Origin of the sequence: Sphingobacterium thermophilum (assembly GCF_039541675.1) — a bacterium.
Taxonomy (GTDB): Bacteria; Bacteroidota; Bacteroidia; order Sphingobacteriales; family Sphingobacteriaceae; genus Sphingobacterium; species Sphingobacterium thermophilum.
The window spans coordinates 187,600-211,551 of the sequence record NZ_BAABGR010000035.1 but is presented as its reverse complement, the minus strand read 5'-3'; the positions used below and the strand labels follow the sequence as shown (position 1 = coordinate 211,551).

The following is a 23,952-nucleotide window of genomic DNA, read 5'->3' as shown; positions in this document are numbered from 1 at the left end:
AAAACTTTCTTAATATTTGTTAAAGATTGATTTATTAAATCGTAAGAGATTGTTTTGAGGGTTAATTTAACCCTCTTTTATTTTTATGTATAGCAAAGTTGGTAATCGCATTTGTTTTTTCGTGTTATACTTTTTAATTTAACATTAACAATTAGATAACTAAATCGATTTTTATGACTTAAGTTATGATTACCTAACATCTACTTTATTACAATTATAAACTTATTAACCATTTAGAGTCTTTAAATTATGTGCAAGTTAAAGGTGTTCAAAGGGATACACTTACCAAAAGGTATTCCATTTAATCGTTGCATTTGCGTTTCTGCAGCAGTTGTGCTTAGCAGTCATATTGCAACAGCAAATCATTTCACTCATCATTTTTGGGCGGACCCACCTCATGCTTTATGGATACAGGAGCAAACGATCAGAGGAACCGTAGTTTCTGCTTCTACCGGTGAGCCCTTACCAGGTGTTACCGTACGTGTTGTGGGAAAGACGTCTGTGACGGCCACGAATCAAGATGGACAGTTTGAAATCAAGGCTTCGGCAAATGATGTCTTGGAAATTAGCTATGTAGGATATGCATCGCAAACTGTTACCGTGAGCTCGACGACTTCCTCCCTTCAGATTCGATTGCAAGAAAATAGTCATTCGTTGGAAGAGGTTGTCGTGACAGGTTACGGATCGCAGCGTAAGAAAGACCTTACGGGATCTGTGGCGATAGTCGATGTGGATCAGCTCAAAGCACAGCCGGCAGCTACGGCAGTGGAAGCTTTACAAGGTAAAGCGACGGGGGTGCAGATTGTAAATGACGGAGCTCCAGGCTCTACTCCACAAATCAAAATTCGGGGATATTCAACAATTAACAACAATGAACCACTTTACATTATAGACGGAGTGCCTTTTGAAGGCAAGCTCAGCTGGTTGAACCAGAATGATATTGAATCTATGCAGGTGTTGAAGGACGCTTCTGCAGCATCTATCTACGGGGCACGGGCAAACAATGGTGTGGTGATCATCACTACACGTCAGGGAAAGATGGGAAAACCTCAGTTTACGTTTGACGCTTATGCGGGCTCTCAGGTGCCACAGCGTGACCGCTTCCCGAAGATGCTTACGCCGCAACAGAACTTGGATATGCAAAATCAGATTAACGGTACCAACCTTACTTTGCCGGAATATCTGTTGGCGGGCTCTAAGTCCGGTCATGATGTGACTGCGGCAGATGCCGACATGTCCAAATACAACTATTCGCGTGATTTCAGTACCTTCTATCAGATAACAAAAGCGAACAAAGAAGGAACGGACTGGTTCAGAGAAATTACGCAGAATGCTCCAACCCAGTCGTATCAGATAGCGGCTTCCGGAGGATCCGACAATACGAGCTATTCGATGTCCGGTGGATTTCTAGACCAAAAAGGAACTGTAATCCACTCCAGCTTTAAGCGCTATAACATACGTACCAATACGCAGTTCAAAGCTTTTGAGGGTAAACTGCGTATCGGGGAAAACATGCAGTACAGCTACACAAGAGGAGTAGGGATGGGGGTAAACCCTAATACGGCTGGAGGCTATATGGGAGATGAAAGTGTTGTGGGATGGGCATATCGTATCCAGACTATAGTTCCCGTGTATGATGAGGGCGGAAATTTTGCAGGAACAAGAGGAGGTTATGGGAATGGACAAAACCCTGTCGCTGTGGCTTACCGCATGAAAGATGATGTTAACAAAAGCAACTTCTTCTTCGGAAACGTCTTTGGGGAAGTGGACCTTTTACCGGGACTGATGTTCCGCACGAATTTCGGTCTTCGTTATGAAAATTATAACGGCATTGACATTACCTATCCTAACCCTGAATTTGGTGAGGGCTCGATGAACAATGCACTAAGTGAATATTTTGGTTATGGTTCGGAATGGACATGGACCAATACGCTTACTTGGAGGAAACAATTCGACCAACATAGCCTGAATGTTTTGGCCGGTACGGAAGCAATCAGCAACAGAAGTAGGGACCTGTCAGGAAGCAGAAACAGTTTCTTCACGCTAAACAGTCTTGATTATTTCTATCTGAATGCAGGAACGTCCAATTTTGGCAATGCGGGGTCAGGTGGTGTAGGGTCGCTCTTTTCTATCTTCGGAAAGGTGGATTATAGCTATAACGACCGTTATATTCTAAGTGCGACGCTTCGTAGAGATGGTTCTTCCAACTTTGGTCCTAACAACAAGTATGGTTTGTTTCCTGGAATCTCGGGAGCATGGCGTATTTCCAGCGAAGAGTTCATGCAGAATGTTTCTTGGATTACGGACTTAAAGTTTAGAGCAGGTTATGGTGTTACAGGTAACCAGCGTATCCCAGGCTTCCAATATATCAACCGTTATGCTAGTTCAATTACTCAATCTTCATATCCTATAGGTGGTGCCGTACAAAGTGGATTGTGGCAAAGTGACTATTCTAATGAAGATGTAAAATGGGAGCAAGTAAAGGCATTGAATATAGGTATGGACTTTACCCTATTCGATGGAGTTTTTGACGGTGCTGTTGAATATTATGATAAGAAAACAGAAGATATGCTGTTCCGCGTGCCGTTGCCGGCCATTGCGGTGGGACGTGCCAACTCCCCTTATGTCAATGTAGGTAATATGCGTAACCACGGTGTAGAGCTGTCTTTGGCCTATCATCATGGACGCAATCAAAACAAAGATTTCACATTTGATATTAGCGGTACTTTCTCAAAGAATGTAAACAAGGTTGTTGCTTTAGCGCCGGAGGTTACTTCACAACTGTATGGTAACTTCAGAAGTATTACCACTACTATCCTTACCCCAGGACAGTCGTTCGGTACTTTTTATGGCTATAAAGTGTTAGGCGTGTACAGGGATGATGCTGACGTAGCCAATTCACCTAACTATGCTGATGGCAAAGCTAGACCGGGAGGCCTTAAATATGCTGATATTAACAACGATGGTGTCATCAATGACCAAGACCGAACCTTCATAGGAAATCCGCATCCCGATTTTATTTACTCCTTGGGTATCAATGCTAACTATAAGAACTGGGACCTATCGATGTTCTTCTACGGGTCTAAGGGCAATGATGTGTTCGACATGACCCGCTACTTTACGGACTTCTCGGTATTTTCGGGAGCGAAGAGTGTAAGACTTCTAGAGGCTTGGTCGCCGACAAATCCTAACTCGAATATGCCGTCGCTGACGTCAAATGCTTCTGCCTTTGAATATGCTACTTCCAGCTATTTTGTGCAGGACGCCAGCTTTTTGAAGATGAAAAATTTGCAGATAGGTTATACTCTTCCTGTAAAATCCTTATTTGGAAATAATACCAATATAAACCGTCTGCGTATGTATGTAGGAGTGACCAACCTGTTTACTATCACCAAGTATGACGGCTTGGATCCTGAGGTGACAGCTACACCTTCAGATTATCCTGCTATAGGCGTGGATTTAGGTGTATATCCGCAGTCACGTCAGTTTTTGTTTGGTTTGAGTTTAGGTTTTTAACTATTGAAATTTTGAATATTATGAAAATGCGTTCTATATATACAGCCTTAATTGCGTCAGGCTTATTGCTTAGCAGTTGTGGTAAAGACTTTTTGGAGAAAATCCCGCAAGGCCAACTGGGAGAAGGGCAGGTCAGCAATGGGGAAGGTATTGAAGCGGTGCTCTTGGGGGCCTACAGCATTATGAATGGTAATGTTAGTGGTACCTGGGGCAATTATGCTGCGGCGCCAAGCCAATGGATTTTTGGGGAAATCACCTCCGATAATGCACATAAAGGATCGGAAGAGACGGACCAGCCCAACATGAACCTGTTGGAAATGCTGAATCCCAATCCTGCTAATGACAACTTGACTACGATGTGGCAGGTGTATTTCGAAGGGGTGTTGAGAGCCAACACTACCCTCCGTCTATTGAAGAAGGACCAAGAAGGTGCCAAAGAGATTTCTTCAGCAAGGGCCTTAGAGATCGAGGCAGAGGCGCGTATGTTGCGTGGCCACTATTATTTTTTCATGTGGCGGGTCTTCAGAAATCTGCCATGGATAGATGAAAACACTCCTCTCGAAGAAGCCAAGACAAAGCCTAATGATACCGATATCTATGATAAAATCATTGATGACGTAAAGTTTGCTTCGGAGAATCTTCCTGTAACGAAAATCAAAGGAGAAGCCGGACGTATGGATAGAAATATTGCCAAGGCTTATCTGGGAAAATTATATCTCTATCAAAAGAAATATGATTTGGCTCTTCCTTTATTTCAAGAAGTGATAGCAGGTAAGGACCTTACGACCATGCCTTTCCAAGACAACTTCGATATCGACAAGGAAGATGGTCCTGAAGCATTGTTAGTATCTAAACATGCTATCAACCCTAACGGATCGGGCGATAATGCCAACGTGGGCGACATGCTCAGCGGTATTTATGCTGCACCAGTAAGCTGCTGTGGCTTTTATCAGCCTACCATTGACTTGGTCAATGCTTATAAGGTAGATGCTAATGGCTTGCCTTATCTAGATAACGAATACCGTAATAACCCTTACCTTTCGGATTTTGGATTGACAGGAGCGGCTAAGACCAACTATCAGGTGGATGTGACCCTTCGTGTTGACCCTCGTTTAGACTATACGGTAGGGAGAAGAGGGGTTCCTTTCCTAGATTATGGCATCATGCCGGGAGACGCTTGGATACGTTCGGTATCTTTTGCAGGCCCATTCGTGGGTATTAAAACCATGATCAAAGAAAGCCAGTTTGCTGGAAATACCGTTTCCGGAGAAGCTTATATCACAGGCTTAGACGTAAATATCATGCGTTTGGCCGATGTGTATCTGATGGCCGCAGAATGTGCGGTGGAGCTGAATGATCTTTCCACCGCCTTGGAATATGTAAATGCTGTGCGCCGTAGAGCTGCCACTCTTCCTCCAAAGACGGTTAATGGGGTGCCGGTAGCTGACTATCAGGTGAATCCTTATCCTTCGTTCCCGAATCAGGAGTACGCGCGCAAAGCCGTACGTATGGAGCGTCGTCTGGAGCTGGCCCTCGAAGGTCACCGCTATTTCGATTTGGTACGTTGGGGAATAGCTAAAAATGTACTGGAAAGCTATTCACAATTTGAAGGCACTTATCTGCCTTTCTATAGAGGGTTGGTTTATAATAGTCATAACGACTATTTCCCGATTCCACAGACTGAAATTGACCGCAGTGGCGGCACATTAAGACAGAACTTGGGGTATTAATCCCCAAAAAGATAGCCTTCTAATTAGGAAGGCTATCTTTACTTTTAAACTTGTTTATATGGAAAGAAGAACAGCTATAAAGCAGATGTTTATCCTGGCCGGAGGTATGCTGATAGCCTCCTCTTGTGTTAACGATGGTAACAAGGCCAGTATAGCGCTCAGCAATGTAGACTTTTCCAAGAGCGATGAGGAGCTACTGGCACAGCTGGTAGAAGCTATTATCCCCGAAACAGATACTCCGGGAGGCCGCTCACTGAACCTGCATCTTTTCGTGATGAAAATGGTGGACGACTGTCATAGTCCGGAGGAACAGGCCGCTTTTGTGAATGGGCTGAGAGTAGCCCGAAAAGTAAAGGATAAATCCACTGAGGAAATATTGTCCTATATCAAATCTTTGTCTCAGGACGATACTTTTAGCGTCATTCTCAAGCAAAGAACCATTATGGGCTACCTCAACTCGGAATATGTGATGAAGAATAAGCTCATCTACGAGCTTGTTCCAGGACGATACAATGGAGAAATGAAAATCAAGGCATAACAAATAATGGCTTATCTAAATATTGATTCAAAGAAAGAAAGAACCTATGATGCTATAGTGATAGGGTCAGGCATAAGCGGAGGATGGTCTGCCAAAGAATTATGTGAAAAAGGGCTTAAGACTTTGGTGCTCGAAAGGGGACGTGATGTCAAACATATAAAGGATTATCCCACAACCAATATGTACCCTTGGGAATTCGAACATCGCAATGAGATACCTTACCAGATAAAGAAGGAAAATCCTATTGTGAGCCGCTGCTATGCCTTCCATGAGGATGCAGCTCATTTTTTTGTCAAGGATGCCGAACATCCATATTTACAGGAAAAACCTTTCGACTGGATTCGCGGATATCAAGTAGGGGGCAAATCGTTGCTATGGGCGCGGCAGACCCAACGTTGGTCCGATTTTGATTTTGAAGGTCCCGCACGGGATGGCTTCGCCGTAGATTGGCCTATACGCTATGCTGATCTAAAACCTTGGTACGACCATGTAGAACGTTTTGTGGGTATTGCAGGCAATAGGGATGGCTTGCCGGAATTGCCGGATGGAGAGTTTTTGCCCACATATCCGCTGAATATTGTGGAGAAATATTTCAAAACAATCATAGAAAAGCAGTTCCCCGAAAGAAAGGTTATCTCTGCACGCTGTGCCCATATATCCAAGGTGCAGCCTATCCATATAGAGCAGGGCAGAGGGCAATGTCAGAATCGCACATTGTGTCAGCGCGGCTGTCCTTTTGGAGGATACTTTAGTTCAAATGCCTCTACTCTCCCTTGGGCAGCAAAAACCGGAAATCTGACCTTGCGCCCCGACGCTGTAGTACATTCCATCCTCTATGACGAGCAAAAAGAAAGAGCCATAGGGGTTAAGGTTATTGACCGTAATACTAAAGAAGAAATAGACTTCTATGCTAAGCTTATTTTTGTCAATGCGGCGGCACTGAATACTAATCTTATTCTGTTAAACTCTAAATCAAACAGATTTCCGGAAGGCTTAGGTAACGATAGCGGCACCCTTGGCAAGTTTGTAGCTTTCCACAACTATAGTGCGCGTATCTACGCTGAATACGAGGGGCTTTTGGATTACGCTGTGGATGGTAGAAATCCTGCGGGAGGAGGCTATATCCCACGTTTCCGCAACCTACACAGACAGGAAACCGACTTTTTGAGGGGTTATGCTGCAGGATTTTCAGCATGGCGTTCACGTAAGCCGGATACCTCTGCCTTAGGTGAAGAGCTAAAGGAGGCCTTATTAAATCCAAAATGGGCGAATTGGGAAGTGGGGTCTCATATGATGGGAGAGACCATTCCTAAAGAAAGCAACTATGTGGCACTCAGCAACCAAAAAGATGAGTGGGATATGCCGCTGCTGAAAATTTCTGTGGATTATGATGACAACGATCGGAAGATGCAAAAGGATTATCTTGATACTATGGAGGAAATGTTTACGCTTGCCGGATTTAAAAATATACGGCGAGATGAACATTGGCAAGCTCCGGGTCTTGATATCCATGAGATGGGAGGTGTTCGGATGGGAAAAGACCCTAAAACTTCCGTCTTGAACAAATGGAATCAGATGCACAGTGTTCCGAACGTTTTTGTTACGGATGGGGCCTGTATGACCTCTACCTCCACACAAAACCCTTCACTGACTTATATGGCTTTCTCCGCACGAGCAGTAGATTATGCCGTAAGTGAATTAAAGAAAGGTAATATCTGATGACGACCTATCGCTTGTTGGTCCAAAGCTTCAGCATGGAGCTTTGGATTTTTATTTCTACCTATTTTATGCGACCTTTGAAATTATGACGATATCTTCCATAAAAGCTGTTCTCTTTGATCTTGATGGTACTCTAATTGATTCTGAGTTTTTCTATTACAGCAATTGGGCTCCCATTTTGAAAGAGGAATTTGGTTTGAACATCACATTTAACGATTGGATTAAAGATTTTGCGGGGCATACGCTCTCTGCTAATGTGCAGATGCTAAAAGAGCGGTTTGACATCCACACAGACGATGAATTTATGTGGCAGCGCACTAGGGCAAACTATGCCAAGGCAGATATGACGACGATACGTCTTATGCCTTTCGTGAAAGAAACGCTGCATACGCTTCATGCCAAAGGTATTAGGACAGCTTTGGTTACTTCTAGCTATATGAGTACGGTAAATACGGTTCTGGGACACCATAACCTACTTGATGATTTCGAATTTTTTGTGACTCGAGAGGCGGTGCAGTATCCTAAGCCTGACCCTGAACCTTATCTGTTGGCCACGGAGCGTCTTGCTTTGCCTTCAAACAGCATTATGGCCGTAGAGGATACATTGACAGGATTTCGGGCAGCGACAGGAGCAGGTTTGCGTTGTGTGGCGGTAACTAAGCATCAAGCTGAAAAAGAGCGTCTTTCACAAGCAGAGTTCTTAGTAGAAGATCTTTCTCAATTTTTGGATATCATAGTATAAAGAGACAGAAGTTTCGTGAATAGCCCTTATGTTGTTCGAGACGAATCTGAGTTTAATAGCACCACTATAAAAGCATAAAAGGCCTCTTACAAGGCCTTTTATGCTTTTATAATTTTGGTGAACGTTTGTGCATCTTAAACATACCTTTGGAATGTATATCCAATGCTTGATGTTCTAGCTTATAGGTTGTCTTATCCGTGCTGCGGGCACCCACCTTTGAAGCAGAAGAGTAACTTCCATAACGGATATGATTGAGGGCTTCTGCGATAAAGCCTTCCGTTTCATCTCCTAGCTGCTTGCTGAAAGATTCGTTGGCCAACTTGTTTGGTTGCAATCCTGCGAAGTAGTCGCCGAAGTTGTTAGCATTAAACATTTGGAAAGAGGTAACATATAAGGTTAGTTCTTTGTTTTTGTGTTTAAGTGGTGTTCCCCAGAATCCAACCGGCTTGCCATATGTGTTTTCAGATCCTATAATTTGTACATCCATATAAGGTGCTAGACTGTTTATCAATAGTTCGCTGGCAGAAGCCGTACTTGAAGTCACCAGAAAATATACCTTATTGAGTTCTAGATTTCCTCTTTTGATGAAATTTACCGCAGGAAAATATTCTCCAAGTTCTTCCTGAACTATAGTGTTCAGCTTGTACGAATACATTCTTTTGCCGGTAGCTGAGGCGGGAGCAACACGGTTAGCCAGATATTCTGCTGTCTGTACGTCACCTCCTCCATTGTAGCGTAGGTCTATTATAAGGTCTTTAACCTGTTGCTGTTCGAAAGTGTTGAATATTTGTTCGAAATCGCTGAAAAGTGCTGTAGGTCCATTTCTGTCTACTATGCTTACAAAAGAGGAGAAGGCTATATATCCCACCTTATTGCTATTATCTAGGGTGAAAATTTTAGCAGCATTGATAGGGTTATAGTTATATCTGGTACTGGTAAGTGTTTTCTCTATAATTTCGTTGCTCGGAGTTTGCCATTTTAGGGTTATGGTATTGGAATAGAGAGCATTAAGTACATCGGCAAAGTTTTTAGCCCTTTGAGAGTTATAGTCAATATTGGTATTGCCGTTGATGCTCAATATTTTGTCGCCGCGTTTTAATCCTGCGAGGTCTGCTGCAGAGTTTCGGTCTACCAATTTTACGTAGAGATCTGCATTGGTAGCATTTGCCGAAGGCAACAGATAGATTACCGAAAGACCAAACCCTGTGACACGAGCATTTTGAATTTCATCGCTCACGGCATCCTCTCTGTCTATAAAGCTGAATCGGTCTATAGGCTGATTGTTTACGCCGGTGGGTGTCTGGCCGATCAGGTAATCCAATACCGATTCACTGTCTTCAAAATTTTTGGTGATAGCTCTAACCTTATTGGAATCAAGTATATCGTTTATATTTCGTGGGTCGATATAATTCTGCCATAATGATAATAATTTGGTATAATATAGGGTAGAGTCTTTAAGATAAGCTTCTGCAGAGTAATCCCATTGTTCTTCTTTATCTGGCGCAGGGCCGTCTTTCTTACTGCAAGCACTATTCAATACAAAGAATAATACCGCTACAACTACATGCCATCTTTTCATAAAAGTTAGTTTTGTGTCCTTTCAGACTTAGGATTTTTTTGTACAATGTACTAATTATTATTCAACTCACAAAACAAAAAAAGTCACTAAACGAAAATCCGTCATAGTTTACTGCTATGGATATAAAAATAGCGCCATCTCAAGGAAGATGGCGCTATTATATTTTAGGGAAGCATAAGTTAAATTTCAACGGTGGTATCCATAATGAAATCTTCGTGTTTCAAGTGAACGATTTCTGTGGCCTTTTCGTAGTTTGTAGATTTCTTAGAGAAGAAATCGTGCTGTGTTGTTTCGGTATTCAGACCGTTCAATACGATAGGGTTCACTTGTTTCACTTCGAAGATAGGGTCAAAACCTAAGTTCATCAATGCTTTGTTGCCGTTGTAGCGAACGTATTCTTTCACTTCGGCGGTAAGACCTATTACGGTGTAAAGCTCTTCGGTGTATTTTATTTCGTTTTCGTACAATTCGTACAGCAAGTTGAGGAATTTTTGTTTTACCTCTTCTTTGTTAGGAAGTTTGGCAAAAACCTCTTGTGCTATTAATCCTACGAATACGCCGTGGATAGATTCGTCGGCAATGATTTTTTTGATAATATCGGCCGATGCAACCATCTGTCCTTGTCCACACAACCATAGAGGGAGGAAGAATCCTGAATAGAACAGGAAGGACTCCAGCAATACGGAGGCGGCTAGAGCCATGAACAGCTCTTCGTCTGTTACGTTTTCTTTATCTATCGCGCGGTAATATTTGTCGATGGTGGCTGCTTTAAACTGTAAGAATTTGTTTTGTGATACCCAGCCGAAGACGTCGTTGATCTCATTGGTGGTGGATACCGTGGTGAAGATGGTTGAGTAAGACTTTGCATGGATAGCCTCCATCATACACATATAAGACAATACGGCCTTGTTTTGCAAAGAATCTATGTGGTCGATAATCTTAGGCATACCCGTATGGCTTTGCAGGGTATCTAACAAAGTCAGACCTCCCAGCGCCTTTTTGTAGCACTCCTTCATATCCCAGCTAAGACCTTTCCAGCTGTCGATGTCTTTTGAAGGGATATACTCAGTATCAATCCAGAATTGTTTTAGGTTTTGCTCCCAGAACATTAATACGTAGTCGTTTTCGGGAGTGTTCCAGTTTACTGCTTTATATTGCTTACTCATGTTGCTTAATATCTTTGATAAAGACGCTGAATAAAATCTAATTTATTCAGCGTCTTGGTTTGGGTTTAATATTGTGATTTACCTACTTCTCTAACGCTTATGCGGAGCATGAAATACACTCTTCGATTGTTGATTTACGTGTACGAGTGTAGTACAGCGATTTTAAGCCTAGCTTATGAGCATAGATGTAGTATCGGGCCAAATCTCTCGTAGTATCTTTGGAGTTGGTATGTAAGATGGTAGAGATACCTTGGTCAATATGACGTTGGATTACCGATACCAGCTTCAATACTTTCATCTGGTCCATATCGTATGCCGACTTGAAGTAGAAGTAATTATCATTGGTCAAGTAAGGCATAGGATAATATGTTGTACTGTCGCCGTATTCACGTACTTCGATGATATCAACGATAGGCATTACCGATGGCGTAGCATTCATGATGTATGCTGTAGACTGGTTAGGGGCTATAGCCAAGCGGTAAGCGTGATATAGTCCGTGTTCTTTAACCTGTTCTTTGAGGTTTTTCCAGTCTTCGATAGTCGGAATGTGGATGCCTTCGAACAATTCTTTGACCTTGTCGGTCTGTGGTAAATAATCCCTTTCCAAATATTTGTCGAAGTATTTACCTGATGCGTAGTCTGTTTTTTCGAATCCTACGAATGTTTTGCCACGTTCTTTGGCGATTTCCATAGATGCTTCTATCGAATAGAAGTTCATCATCATGAAGAAGGTGTTGACGAAGTCCAATGCTTCGCGCGATTCGTACATGATGAAGTTTTTGGCCAAGAAGCCGTGTAGGTTCATTGCTCCTAATCCTACAGAGTGTAATTCTCTGTTGGCTTTAGCGATGGAAGGAACCATGTCTATGTTTGTCACGTCGGATACTACGGTAAGGGCACGCATCGCTGTTTTAACTGTTTCTTTGATGCGTTTGTTGTCCATTACGGTAGCGATGTTGAGTGAACCCAAGTTACATGAGATACCGTAGCGGATAGTGTCTTCTTTGCCGTAGCTGTTGATGTCCGACACTTCCGAAACCTGCATGATTTCGGTACATAGGTTGGAAAATTTGATTTGGCCTATGCCGTTTAATGCATGGGCACGGTTTGCATTTTCTTTGAAGAAAATATATGGATAGCCGGACTCTTTTTGGGTTTGAGCGATTCTTACCAATAAGTGACGGGCATTTACTTTTTTCTTTTTAACGTTAGGGTTGGTGATAAGCTCATCATACCATTCGTCCATGTCCAGTTCGTCCAGATACTTGCCGTATTCCATCATCACGGTGTGTGGATAGATGAGATAACAAGGCTCGTCCTTTTCGGCAAGTTCCATGAACTTATCCGGGATGATGATGCCTATAGATAAGGATTTGATACGTACTTTTTCGTCAACGTTGATTTTCTTACAGTCTAAGAACTCTTCGATGTCTGAGTGGAAGATGTTCAAATATACGGCGCCGGCGCCGGGGCGTTGTCCCAGCTGGTTAGCATAGGAGAATGTGTCTTCCAAAATTTTCATGATAGGAAGTACACCTCCGGCACGGCCATCTACCCCTTTGATAGCTTCGCCGCGTGCACGGATTTTTGAAATATTAAAAGATACTCCGCCACCGATGGATGACAGTTTCATGGCTGAGTCTACAGCGTAACCAATACCGTTGAGGTTGTCTCCGATTTCGTCGAGGAAGCAAGAAACCAATTCTCCGGAACGTTTTTTTCCAGCGTTTAAGAATGTCGGGGTAGCAGGTTGATATTCTTGGTTAATCATGATTTCGGCGTATTCTAATGCTTTTTTTACGCCTTCCTCACGTGCTAAAAACAAAGATACAGCTACGACACGGTCTTCGTAGCGCTCTAGGAATTTCTCTCCAGAGTCGTCACGAAGGGCATAACTTTGGAAAAATTTGAAGGCAGCCATGAAGGATTGGAAGCGGAATTTCTTTGCGTACACAAAGTTGTATACTTCCTGCATCTCTTCGAATGTATACCACTGGTAGAAATTGATATAATAATCGTGCTCGATCAGATAGTCTATTTTTTCTTTGAGCGTGTAGAAGAATACGGTATTCTTGTTCACGTAGTCTAAGAAATAGGCGCGAACAGCTTCTTTGTCTTTGTGCAAGCTGTACTCACCATCATTTTTGATCATGATCTCGTTATTAAGCAATATCCAGCTTTTTGCTACCTCGTTTGCTATCATAGTATTGATTTTTTATTATATCGATAAATTGATAAATGTCATCCATTGTTCCCGACAGTTCAAATTTGAAAGCCAACGGAATATCAAACAATGACGAAATTTTGTCTGCCGCTACACCAAAGTTTCTTCCCCAGTTGCGGTTGCCGCTAGACGATACAGAGAAGATTTTGGAACTGTTGCGGTCCATGAAATCCTGCGTAATAGCTGGGATTTGTCCAAAGTTAGTCGTGAAAGTCACCAAGTGACCTTCCTCTTCAATCTGCATACTTTCCTGTATGCGGACTGCTGTCCAACCGGTGATTTGCACCACCTTGTTGATGAAGCGCTGCACATTGCCGGTTTTGGTGTCGTAATATAGTATCATAAACGTTTCATTTTATGATAATCAATTTTATTGACTTATAGCTTCATCCAACTCTTGTGGTTTGAAGCCTATTACTCTATGTTTAACCTCTTCGCCTTCCAACACGATTACGGTAGGAACGGTGCGAACTTTAAACTTAACAGCCAACTCAGGCTCATCAAAAGGGTTTATAGTCTCGTACGAAACACCTTTATTGTCCAAGTATGCTGAAACCTGTGCACATGGTACACAATCGTTTTTTTCAAATTTTATGATTCTTGCCATATTGTTTGTTAAGTTTGACAGTAATTCGAACCCATCCAGAGTTTGGGTTGTTTCGTTACTAAGTTTATGAAATAACGCTTAAGAAATCCGAAGATTATCGGGATCCTTTAACAAATATCATATATTTTACTTCGGAGCGGTAGTCATACTTTTCCACATTCTCCATAAAAAGGCTCTCAAACATCGTTCTGTAGCTTATTTTGTTGTGTAAAAACCTGAAAACCAATATTTAAAGAATGTGGATAACTTTAAAAATTGCATATTTCACTTAAAATTTGCATGGCTTTTTGAATAAGAAATATTACTGTCAAAAATGATTTTTTGCTCTTCTTTTTTCATCGTTTTTTGGTATATTATTAGGATTTCACTAAAGATGAAATTAACTTCACGTCAACAAATCAAAATAACCATTTATTAGAATCCATTATGAGGAAATCGATCAGTTTTATTCTGTTTCTTTTGGCCACTTCGGTGTATGGACAGGAGAATGTTACCTTCCAAAAGCCGTCACCAGAAATCTTGGCTTTGGCCGACTATCAAAGACCTCCGGCATTGGAGTTAAGTCCGGATAAGGCGTGGGTGCTTTTAAGCTACCGACCTACGTACAAATCCCTAGAGGAGTTAGGACAGGAAGAGGTGCGTCTGGCCGGTCTACGTATCAATGCCAAAGCTCGTATTTCGAGCACCGAAAATTATTTTAATAATCTTCGTTTGCGTTCGGCAAAGGATGGACAGGAGTTTGATATTGACGGGATTCCGGCTAACGCTCTTATTGCCAACATCTCTTTTTCGCAGGACAGTAGATATATTGCTTTCACCAATACCACCAATAAGGGGGTAGCACTATGGCTGGTGGATATTGCCTCCAAGAAAGCCAAGCAGCTTACGGACTACAACCTCAATGTGGTGTTGAACAATCCGTATCAATGGTTACGCAATTCACAAGGCCTTCTTATCAGTAAGACACCTGCTAATACTCCTTCGCTTATCGACCGTAGCAATGAGCTCCCTAAAGGACCGGTAGTGTCTACCAGCCAAGGCAAGGTATCACAGCTGCGTACCTATCAGGATCTGTTGAAAACTCCGGAAGATGAATATGATTTTGAAGTGCTGGCTAAGGCTGAACTGCATTGGATAGACCTCGATGGAAAAGAAACACCGTTTTTGCCGGCAGACCTTTATACTCAGGTGAGTATTTCGCCGGATGGGAAGTATGCCTTGGTTACCAAGCTGAAAAAACCTTTCTCTTATGTGGTACCTTACAATTCTTTTCCGCAGGAGACACATGTCTACGATCTGCAGGGTAAAGTAATCCGCAAGGTAAATGAAACACCTTTGATGGAAGTGAGGCCAAAGGGTTTTTCTTCCACAAGACCGGGCAAGCGTATGCTCTCATGGCGTGCAGATAAGCCTAATACTTTGTTTTTCGTACAGGCATTAGACGAAGGAGATGCTTCCAAAAAAGTAGAATACCGTGATGAGCTGTTCACCTGGGAATTTCCTTTTGATGGAGCCCCTAAGTCGCTAACCAAAGTTAAAGATCGCTTTGCCGGAATTATTTGGGGTAATGACCAATATGTATTGGTATCTTCGAGTTGGTACGACACAAGAAGTTCGAAGACTTTTGTATTAAACCCTACCACGGGGGCGTCACGACTGCTGTTCGATCGCAATAGTCAGGATATCTATTCCCATCCGGGAAATGTGTACCGTGAAAGAAACGGGTTTGGAACCTTAACCATGTACATCCAGAAAGATAAGACCTACTGGATAGGGGCAGGACATACAAAAGAAGGAGAGTTTCCGTTTATTGATGAGCTGGACATGAAGACCTTAAAGAAAAAACGTCTTTATACGGCTCCGGCTTCGGAAAAGCAAGAACGTATAGCCGATGTCATTGATATTGCTAAAGGAGATATCCTGATTTCTTTACAGTCTCCTAAAGATTATCCTAATTTCTATGCAAAAAATATTAAAACAGGGAAGATAAAGGCTGTAACGGCTATTGAAAACCCTTTCAAAAGCCTCGAAAATGTACACAAGCAAGTGTTGAACTACAAGCGTAAAGATGGGGTGGACCTTTCGGGTACACTTTATCTGCCTGCTGGCTATGATTTCAACAAGAAGGAAAAACTACCATTGTTGATCTGGGCTTATCCGAGGGAATATAAGGATAAAAATACGGCTAGCCAAAGTACTGCGAATCCAAAGGAGTTCACATTCCCAAGCTATGGCTCTTTCATCTATTGGGTAGCCAAAGGGTATGCCGTGTTGGATAATGCCGCTTTCCCTATCGTGGGGGAAGGTACTGCTGAGCCTAACGACACCTTTATCCCGCAGTTGATAGCCAATGCTGAAGCAGCCATCAATGCTGTAGATTCGTTAGGCTATATAGACCGCAAGAAAGTAGCTATCGGTGGACACTCCTACGGCGCATTCATGACGGCACATCTATTGTCTAACACCGATTTGTTTGCCTGTGGGGTGGCACGTTCGGGAGCTTACAACCGTACATTAACTCCTTTCGGATTCCAATCCGAGCAACGCAACCTCTGGGATGACCCACAGCTGTACATGACCATGTCACCATTCCTCAGTGCTGACCGCATGAAAACACCTATACTCTTGGTGCATGGATCTGCCGATAACAATCCTGGAACATTTACTATGCAGACAGAACGTTATTTCCAAGCGTTGAAAAACTTGGGAGCTCCTGCACGTATGGTCATTCTGCCAAGAGAGTCGCACGGATATGCCGCTAAGGAAAACATCCTTCATTTACTATGGGAACAAGATCAGTTCTTTGAAAAATATCTTAAAGGAAAATAAAAGAAAAGGGGAGAGCATCTAAATCTCCCCTTTTTTTTAAAAAATAATGTAACAAGATTTGTTACATATAAAAATGTGTGTATCTTTGTCTTATTATGAACAACTTACGGTTCGCTACGGCGATACATATTTTGGTGTTGTTGGATAAAAACCGAAACGAATTAATCACCTCCGATTTTATTGCTGGAAGTCTCAATGTCCATCCTGTAGTGGTAAGACGGGAGATTAAAGTGTTACGCGAGGCTGGTTATATTGAATCAAAGAAAGGTAAAGAAGGAGGGTGTGCCTTGGCAATGGAGGCAAATAAGATTCTGTTAGGTGATTTGTATAAATTGGTCAATAAGGAAAATATGTTGGGACGGAAAAATCGGCCTAATCCGGACTGCGCAATAGGTAGGCAGATGAACGATAAGTTGGACGTGCTTTTTAACAAGGCGGAAGAAGGGCTGGTGGCTTTATTGAATAAGCAGTCTTTAAAGGATTTTTCAGATAGTTTCGAATAAAAAATTTTTAAACAATATTGTAACAAAAAGTGTTTCATTTAGAAAAACAGTATGAAAATAGCAATTATCGGAGCCACAGGCTTTGTGGGTAAGCATCTTGTAGCTGAATTGTCAAGTCGTCAGCATGATATTAAGGCTTTTGCCAGAAATATTGACATTGTTCCGTCGAGTGAGAACTTAGAGAAAGTAGCCTTGGACGTAAACGATGTGGAAAAATTGGCTGAAAACCTGGCTGGAGTAGAAGTGGTGGTTAGTGCTTTCAATGCAGGATGGTCAAATCCCAATTTATACGATGACTTTTTGAATGGGTCGAAAGCCATCCAGGAAGCAACGAAAAAAGCCGGCATAAAAAGACTTATCGTCATTGGTGGGGCAGGAAGTCTGTATGCTGCAGAAGGTGTACAAATAGTGGATACCCCCGATTTTCCGACAGAGATCAAACCGGGAGCCTTGGCAGCACGGGATTACCTGAATATATTGAAGGAAGAACAGGATTTGGATTGGACATTCTTCTCTCCGGCTATAGAGATGCATCCGGGTACTTCTGGTATACGCAAGGGAACATATAGGGTAGGAACTGATTATCCTGTCGTGGATGAAAATGGCAGAAGTGTGCTGTCCGTAGAAGATGTGGCTGTGGTTATCGCTGATGAGGTGGAACAGCCAAAACATATCAAAAAAAGATTTACAGCGGCATATTAGAGGTAAGACAGCAAAGATGCGCTTTCTATTGGCATCTTTGCTGTTTTGTTATCTGCCCGCTTTTACCGCAATGGGGATAATATATTCATCCCAAGCGAGGTTAATCTGTCCTGACGGTTCTACCGAGATGGTAAATTGTTCTACCGAAGGATTTCCTTTGATGTTTTTAACGTTTACACGCAGTTGGTCCTCCTGATCGCTGTAATTGACTCCCCAACCTTTCCATTTTTTGCTGAAGATCACGGTTGTCTCGTCTTCACCGGGGATAGTCCAAAGACCGTATTTACCGCGCGGCAAGGCTTTACCTGCCACGAGCACATTTTTGTCGAACTCGATGACTGTAATAGCATTGGCTCCTGTACGCCATACCTCACCGAATTTAGCTAGGTCTACACCAAATTTTCGTCCTCGTAAGGAAGGTTTGCTATAATTTACCTTGATGGTTACTCCGTCATTGGTCGTAACCGACACAGAGTCCGGAGGACTCAAGATGGTTTTGTCCATCTGTGCCATAGCTGTATTGGCTGTCAGGAACAAAACAATTACCGTAATAATGCTTAATGTCGTCTTCATAACTTTTCATATATTGTTGTTATCGGATATTCTTTCTTTATGGGTTAAATGGTTTTGTTAAGGGAATTATATATAATCTTTTCTTTATAACGTTTGAAGGGTCAAATTGTTATGGATTTTTTTCAGAAAGAAAAAGGAGAGGGAAGAAAACAAATAAGGCCGGAAATATTTCCGGCCTTATTAAGCTTGTGTTAGACTAAATATTCAAACAAGGTTTGATCTTTATTGACCTCGATAAAGTCGAATTTATAGGCTTTCATGCGCTCGATAAACGGTATATAGTCTTTAGGGCTGTTTAGCTCGATACCTATCAAGGCAGGGCCGCGTTCGCGCTCCGTTTTCTTGATGTATTCAAAGCGGGTGATGTCGTCTTTAGGGCCTAACACCTCTGTAACCAGCAGGCGTAAGGCTCCCGGTCTTTGAGGGAAGCGGACGATGAAATAATGCTTGATACCTTCATAGAGCAGGGACATTTCTTTGATCTCGCCCATGCGGTCAATATCGTTGTTTCCTCCCGATACGATACAGACTATCTTTTTGCCTTTGATTTCCTCTTTATGAAAATCAAGAGCTGCTATGGACAAGGCTCCGGCAGGTTCTGCGACGATAGCGTCTTTATTGTATAGTTCCAAGATGGTTGTGCATATCTTTCCTTCAGGAATGGATTTAACCGAATCCAAGAGTTGAGAGCTAATTTCATAGGTCAGTTGTCCTACTTTTTTTACGGCGGCACCATCCACGAATTTGTCTATATGATCCAGCTCTGTGGGACCACCGTTTTGGATGGCAGCCTGCATGGAAGGAGCTCCTTCCGGCTCTACGCCATACAATTTGGTGCTTGGCGAATATTTGCGCATGTGATAGCTTATTCCTGAGGAGAGCCCCCCACCACCGATAGGGATGATGATAGCATCCACATCGGGTAGGTCTTCCAAGATTTCTACCGCCACCGTTCCTTGTCCTTCGATGATCTGAAGGTCATCGAAAGGAGGAATAAAAGTCATGTTATATTTCGCGGCATAATCTAAGGCGGCCTTTTGGCAGTCGTCAAAAGTATCTCCTGTAAGGATAATCTCTATGTTGCCATTGCCCCACATTTCGGTTTGTGTAATCTTCTGACGTGGTGTTGGCCCCGGCATAAAGATAACACCTTTGATATTCAGTCTTTTGCAGGATATTGCTACCCCTTGAGCGTGGTTGCCGGCACTTGCACATACAACCCCGGCAGCACGTTGTTCTTCTGTTAAGGAAGAAATTTTGTTGAAGGCTCCTCGTAATTTGTATGAACGAACAACTTGTAAATCTTCTCTTTTCAGATAGATATCAGCACCATATTTTTCGGAAAGGTGCAAATTATATTGCAAAGGGGTACGGGTGACTACCGACTTTATTCTTTCTTTTGCTTGTAAACAATCTATGGAGAAAGTGTTTAAATCTACACTCATTATGCTAATTTGTTATATATACATTTGAATATTTCAAATTTAAAAATATATACCCAATTTTTGTTATGAATTTATTAATAAATCACTATCGTGATTTTATCTTCTGTGATTGAGTTTTTGGGACAAAGATAAAATCTATTCTTTTGCAGAAAGAGAAAAGTTAGTAGGAGTGGGAATAAATTAAAGGTATTGGCTGGAAGCAATAAGCATGCTCGGCTTATTAAAAAGAAATACGCTGTTTGACATGTCAAACAGCGTATTGATTTATGGTCAGGTTGATAAATTGTTACTGATAGAAAGTATCATAATCTCCTCTAAGGAATAACCATTGTAGGATCGGTTTACCATTAGCATTGGTAGTTGAAGCCCATGAGTTATTAGGACCTAATTTCCATCCTAAAATACTACTGTAATTGTTCATGTCTTTCAAGAAAAGGGCAGTTTTAGTTTCGCCGTCATAAGCAATTTCTTTAGTGGTGACTTCTCCTGTTACATAGGCAGAAGATGGCACAAGCACATTATTCTTTTTAACAGGAACCGTTTCTAGGGCCCAACAATTTTCTCCCTGTGCGATTACTCCGCTTACTTGTCCCATTGCCGAGGAAATTCGACCTGCGTTAGCGGTAGCGCCAGCAACAGATACCAAACTGTTAAATGCGACAGTACCCCTAAATTTATAATCCGCCCATCCGACAATACCACCTGCGCCTTTGCCTGAAGCCGCATTTGAAATTACTTCACCTGAAGCAAAGCCGTTCTCTAATATTCCACCTTCATAAATGATGCCCACCAATCCTCCGGCTCTACTGCTTGAACTTGTATTGGTCGCGATAACTTGAGCGGTAGAGAAACAATTAGAAATTCTACTTGGTGTAGTTGAACCTTGGACCTGAGGTTTGCCAATATTACCTATCAAGCCTCCCACAGCGTCTGTTCCTACGACTTTTCCTGTTGAAAAACAGTTTTCTAATATTCCGATTTTTCCTGGTTTATCTGGTGATTTTAGTCCTAAATAACCGGCGAAAGCACCAGCTCCATTACTAGATTCTATATCTACATTTACCAATCCTAAATTTCTGCATGAGCCGAAGAGAACACCAAAGAAACTACCATATGTAGATTTCGTTACTTTTAAGTTTTTAATAACGTGACCGTTACCGTCGAAGTGTAAATATTTTGTATATGGGTCAACATTATTCAATGGTGTCCAGACACGACCGACCATGTCAATGTCTGCGACCAGCTTAAAGTAATAAGGGTTAGTTTCTGTATTTGACCAGTTCAGCTTATGCATGTTCTCTAGTTGAGATGGAGTTGCTATTAAGTAAGGGTTGTCTTGAGTTCCATCCCCTCCGGCAAAAGTGTCTTCATTTGTTCCACGTTTTTTAACCAAAATAAAGGTTCTTAATGTTCGTTGGCCGTAGTGGTTACGTTCTCCATTATCTGTAGGGTAATTGACCACACCTTTGAATCCTTTATCCTTTACAAACATTGTGGTTGATCCGCCGCCATCCATATTCAACGCATATTGCGGTTCAAAATAGTTAGCCAGAAACTGTGTAGATTCTTTTGCTGTCATTCCTGCAGATTGCGAAAAGCGTCCATCTATAGTCACCAGCAACAACTTTTTGTTTTCCGTGAGTGCTACTATTGTGCGAGGGTGGCGTACCCCTTGATGACGTCTATAGTCTTCGTAGTCAAGGCTGTTGAGGTTTATACCCGTAACATCACCAATAAAATCTTCTCCTACTTTTTTGTAATTATCTATTAACATGGGAGCACCCGAGAAGATATTTAAATATTGAGATTGACTATAGCTTTCTTTAGTACCATATTCAATTTTGAAATCTTGTCCCGCATTATAAAAGAGAGCTCCTTCATGTTTCCAATATCGCAGATGGCCAGGCTCTAAAGTTATAGAAGAATAGACCGTTCCATTTGATTTAATGTAGGAAGCATCAAATTCATAGGTGCCATTGATAGCCGCAATAGCTCCTCTGCTGTTAGCGACAGCAGATAAGGTATCTTGACTGCCTAGGGTGACAAATTCAAGTTCATATTCCGGATTAGTCAAGTCTACCTCTACTACATTAACAAATTGATTTGCCGACTGCGTTTGCACGTATTTGGAAAATTGATAATGGATTAGACCATTATCCAATGTATCCATTATCCAGCCATCTTTATCTTTTAGTGTAACATCAACTCTCGGTGGAGTTGGTTCTTTCAGTTCTGGAAGTAAATGATCATATAATGAGTTATCCAGAATTTTTTTACTACAACTCGGTGCTGCAAAGAGCGTAGCTATGAGTAGTATTAAATAATATTTGGTTTTCATAACACTACCAATTTGGGTTTTGTTTAAGAATGTTATTGGAAAGATTTATTTCTTCTGAAGGAATTGGATATAAATAATCCCTATCTTCTCGGAATACACGATGTATATTTCCGTGAACTTCAATATAGCCTTTGTCTCCCTCTGTCAAGATTATATCTTTACCTACTTCCAAAAATATACTTGCTGTAGAGCTTGGTTTAGTTCCTTGATATAGACAAACGTCAATAGTTCCGTTATTATCTAAATCAAAGTTTCCTAATCTACTGAAATACATTCCGAGGAAAGGTTTTTCAAAGAGTTTGCCGGCTTTCCATCTCATAATATCATAATATCGGAATCCTTCCATCATCAGCTCTACGGTACGTTCTCTACGGATTTCCAAGATCACGCCTTTGTTAGGGCCTGTTACATTTGGGAATCCGTACTCTCCGGTAGACAAATAAGGATCAGGATTGGCATTTGCATTAGCTAGATTTAGTGCCGGCATGGATACTCTGCTTCTCAAAAGATTTATGGTTTTGTTTAAATCTTCTTGGGTCAAAGTTCCCAATTCGGCTTTCGCTTCCGCTAGGTTGAGGTAGACTTCTGCTATACGGAATATAGGCATATCCGCAATACTTTTGTTATTCGCATCATATACTTCCTCCATGCTATATTTGGTGAAATGATATCCTGTTACTGTGTAAGACAGGTTGGGTGCTACTGGAGTAGTTTTTCCAATGCGGGTATAACCCGGTGTACGGATAGTCTGTGCCATACGTGGGTCACGGTTCTTTGTCTCCTCGACAAATTCCATTTTATCATAGTTTGGTAGATCTGTAAATCTACCGCCTGAAGAGGTCAGATAGTAATTTGCAACACTCTTAGACAAACCAGGGCGGCCTTTAGTACTCGAATTTTGGAAGTTTTGGACGTCATGAACAAGCGATAGTACATCATCATAGTCTCTAGCCAGAATGACTTCTTGTCCTATGGCTTTTGAGTTGGCAAATAAATCTCTGTATGGTTCTGTGCCTGTTCTGTAAAGAGAATATCCGCCGTTATCAATTAATTCCTGTGATGCTTCAACGGATGCTGTCAAATATTTCTCGAAGCCATCTATACCGTGATACTTTCTGAAAGTACCTTCAAAAAGGCCTACTCTAGACTTCAGTGCTAGAGCTGTCCATTTGTTCACACGATAAACATTCTTTGTTGTCGGCAGATATTGTATGGCAAAATCCAAATCCTGTAGGATAGAGTCGGCCACCAAATTACGGCTATCTCTTGGCTTAAACAGATCTGGATCTTGAGAGCCTAATACTTTATTAAACCAGGGCACTTCCCCAAAGCGTTTTAACTTTTCAAAATAAAAGTATGCCCTGAAAAATTTAGCTAAGGCATCGTATTCATTGCGCACTCGCAGATCAGGGGTGTGATGAGAGTTTTCCAATAAGTAATTAATTCTTCTCAACGCCGTCCAACTCCAGCCACCTCCCGTGGCAGGTACGGTACGTTGACCAGAGACAGCAGTACTCAACGGTGTAACCACAATGTCGTCGGCATTTTCACCGTAAATGGCTGATGCCTCCGGTAAAATATCTTGATAAAACTTATTGCTATACAGTTTCAATTCCTCTTCTGTCGAAAAAAAGGTTTCCGGAGACAGAGCGGATAGCGGAGTTTTATCCAAATCACATGCTACAGTCATCCCTAGAATGATGAGCACGCCTATAAAATATCGTTTTATATTCATTATAAT

At 41.9% G+C, this 23,952-nt stretch carries 17 protein-coding genes; 8 read left to right on the top strand and 9 right to left on the bottom strand.

Going from position 1 to position 23,952, the window contains the following annotated elements; all coding sequences use genetic code 11:
* Nucleotides 1–249 precede the first annotated feature (249 nt).
* From ABD873_RS11585 to ABD873_RS11565, 5 genes are all read left to right on the top strand, one after another.
* The gene (locus tag ABD873_RS11585) at nt 250–3,516 is read left to right on the top strand and encodes a SusC/RagA family TonB-linked outer membrane protein (protein WP_345068489.1); all 3,267 of its coding nucleotides are present in this window, start codon (nt 250–252) and stop codon (nt 3,514–3,516) included.
* 26 nt (nt 3,517–3,542) lie between these two features.
* Nucleotides 3,543–5,246: a RagB/SusD family nutrient uptake outer membrane protein gene (locus ABD873_RS11580; protein WP_345068487.1), complete on the top strand. Its 1,704-nt coding sequence runs from the start codon at nt 3,543–3,545 to the stop codon at nt 5,244–5,246.
* A gap of 58 nt (nt 5,247–5,304) precedes the next feature.
* Nucleotides 5,305–5,784 (top strand): gluconate 2-dehydrogenase subunit 3 family protein, encoded by a 480-nt coding sequence (locus tag ABD873_RS11575; protein WP_039052686.1) that lies wholly within the window; start codon nt 5,305–5,307, stop codon nt 5,782–5,784.
* A gap of 6 nt (nt 5,785–5,790) precedes the next feature.
* Nucleotides 5,791–7,503, top strand: coding sequence for a GMC oxidoreductase (locus tag ABD873_RS11570; protein WP_345068484.1), 1,713 nt, complete (start codon nt 5,791–5,793; stop codon nt 7,501–7,503).
* 85 nt (nt 7,504–7,588) lie between these two features.
* Nucleotides 7,589–8,245: an HAD family hydrolase gene (locus tag ABD873_RS11565; RefSeq protein ID WP_039052687.1), complete on the top strand. Its 657-nt coding sequence runs from the start codon at nt 7,589–7,591 to the stop codon at nt 8,243–8,245.
* Nucleotides 8,246–8,351: 106 nt separating this feature from the next.
* On the opposite strand, the gene ABD873_RS11560 is transcribed toward ABD873_RS11565, so the two are convergent.
* The 5 genes from ABD873_RS11560 to ABD873_RS11540 form a co-directional block, all read right to left on the bottom strand.
* Nucleotides 8,352–9,824 (bottom strand): S41 family peptidase, encoded by a 1,473-nt coding sequence (locus ABD873_RS11560; RefSeq protein ID WP_345068480.1) that lies wholly within the window; start codon nt 9,822–9,824, stop codon nt 8,352–8,354.
* 179 nt (nt 9,825–10,003) lie between these two features.
* Nucleotides 10,004–10,990 carry a class 1b ribonucleoside-diphosphate reductase subunit beta gene (nrdF, locus tag ABD873_RS11555; protein WP_345068478.1) on the bottom strand — a complete coding sequence of 329 codons (987 nt, stop codon included), beginning with the start codon at nt 10,988–10,990 and terminating at the stop codon, nt 10,004–10,006.
* A 97-nt stretch (nt 10,991–11,087) separates the two neighbouring features.
* The gene (gene nrdE / locus ABD873_RS11550; protein WP_345068475.1) at nt 11,088–13,193 is read right to left on the bottom strand and encodes a class 1b ribonucleoside-diphosphate reductase subunit alpha; all 2,106 of its coding nucleotides are present in this window, start codon (nt 13,191–13,193) and stop codon (nt 11,088–11,090) included.
* The gene (gene nrdI, locus ABD873_RS11545; RefSeq protein ID WP_039053865.1) at nt 13,153–13,557 is read right to left on the bottom strand and encodes a class Ib ribonucleoside-diphosphate reductase assembly flavoprotein NrdI; all 405 of its coding nucleotides are present in this window, start codon (nt 13,555–13,557) and stop codon (nt 13,153–13,155) included. The genes nrdE and nrdI overlap by 41 nt, the downstream gene beginning before the upstream one ends.
* 27 nt (nt 13,558–13,584) lie before the next feature.
* Nucleotides 13,585–13,821, bottom strand: a complete 237-nt coding sequence (locus tag ABD873_RS11540) for a glutaredoxin family protein (RefSeq protein WP_345068472.1) — start codon at nt 13,819–13,821, stop codon at nt 13,585–13,587.
* Nucleotides 13,822–14,247: 426 nt separating this feature from the next.
* Here ABD873_RS11540 and ABD873_RS11535 point away from each other — a divergent pair, with 426 nt between their 5' ends.
* The 3 genes from ABD873_RS11535 (at nt 14,248) to ABD873_RS11525 (ending at nt 17,855) form a co-directional block, all read left to right on the top strand.
* Nucleotides 14,248–16,650 (top strand): alpha/beta hydrolase family protein, encoded by a 2,403-nt coding sequence (locus tag ABD873_RS11535; protein ID WP_345068470.1) that lies wholly within the window; start codon nt 14,248–14,250, stop codon nt 16,648–16,650.
* A 95-nt stretch (nt 16,651–16,745) separates the two neighbouring features.
* Nucleotides 16,746–17,153, top strand: coding sequence for an Rrf2 family transcriptional regulator (locus tag ABD873_RS11530; RefSeq protein ID WP_345068468.1), 408 nt, complete (start codon nt 16,746–16,748; stop codon nt 17,151–17,153).
* A 51-nt stretch (nt 17,154–17,204) separates the two neighbouring features.
* Entirely contained in the window at nt 17,205–17,855 is a 651-nt protein-coding gene (locus ABD873_RS11525) for an NAD(P)-dependent oxidoreductase (protein WP_345068466.1), read from the top strand.
* A gap of 48 nt (nt 17,856–17,903) precedes the next feature.
* On the opposite strand, the gene ABD873_RS11520 is transcribed toward ABD873_RS11525, so the two are convergent.
* The 4 genes from ABD873_RS11520 to ABD873_RS11505 all read right to left on the bottom strand — a co-directional run bounded on the left by ABD873_RS11520 (nt 17,904) and on the right by ABD873_RS11505 (nt 23,946).
* A complete protein-coding gene (locus ABD873_RS11520) occupies nt 17,904–18,428 on the bottom strand; it encodes a DUF2911 domain-containing protein (protein ID WP_039053862.1) in 525 nt (174 codons plus the stop codon).
* Nucleotides 18,429–18,619: 191 nt separating this feature from the next.
* A complete protein-coding gene (gene ilvA / locus ABD873_RS11515; protein ID WP_345068463.1) occupies nt 18,620–19,873 on the bottom strand; it encodes a threonine ammonia-lyase IlvA in 1,254 nt (417 codons plus the stop codon).
* Nucleotides 19,874–20,159: 286 nt separating this feature from the next.
* On the bottom strand, nt 20,160–22,034 hold the full coding sequence (locus tag ABD873_RS11510) for a phosphodiester glycosidase family protein (protein WP_345068461.1): 1,875 nt from the start codon (nt 22,032–22,034) through the stop codon (nt 20,160–20,162).
* Nucleotides 22,035–22,215: 181 nt separating this feature from the next.
* The gene (locus ABD873_RS11505) at nt 22,216–23,946 is read right to left on the bottom strand and encodes a RagB/SusD family nutrient uptake outer membrane protein (RefSeq protein ID WP_345068459.1); all 1,731 of its coding nucleotides are present in this window, start codon (nt 23,944–23,946) and stop codon (nt 22,216–22,218) included.
* Nucleotides 23,947–23,952: the final 6 nt, after the last annotated feature.